The 379-nt window shown below is 41.2% G+C and carries 1 protein-coding gene; it reads right to left on the bottom strand.

Translation table 11 applies throughout. From position 1 onward, the window contains the following. Nucleotides 1-74: 74 nt before the first annotated feature. The gene (locus IC21_RS16160) at nucleotides 75-221 is read right to left on the bottom strand and encodes a hypothetical protein (RefSeq protein WP_235801106.1); all 147 of its coding nucleotides are present in this window, start codon (nucleotides 219-221) and stop codon (nucleotides 75-77) included. Nucleotides 222-379 lie beyond the last annotated feature (158 nt).

The raw sequence follows: 379 nt of genomic DNA, 5'->3' as shown, positions 1-379 counted from the left end.
TTTTCGCTTGTGTTACCCATATCAGGACACATCCCTTCGTTAATATTATATTTCACTAAAGGGTGTCCATGAAACTATACTAGCATCATTGGTTTATCTTTACGGTTCCGTGGGTTGATCGGTGCCACCAATTTCGCCTGTAATACATCCTTTGTCACTTTTTGATTTTCCGGCGTTTGGTAGATTCCATCTGCCAAGATAAAGCTCAACTGCTCAGCCATCTCGGGGTGCTCTGCCTTAAACGTCTCCAATGTCGGTTCTAATGTTTTCCCATCGGGTGTATTTCCTTTGAGCCTCTGCCAAAATAAAAATATACCCTTGAGCGAGGCTCTGGAAAATTAATTATCCCGATTTTTTTTTTGCCTTTTCATCCAGATTT

The organism is Heyndrickxia coagulans DSM 1 = ATCC 7050 (assembly GCF_000290615.1).
Lineage (GTDB): Bacteria > Bacillota > Bacilli > Bacillales > Bacillaceae_C > Weizmannia > Weizmannia coagulans.
The sequence above is the reverse complement of the archived record's forward strand: the minus strand, read 5'-3'. Positions and strand labels throughout refer to the sequence as shown.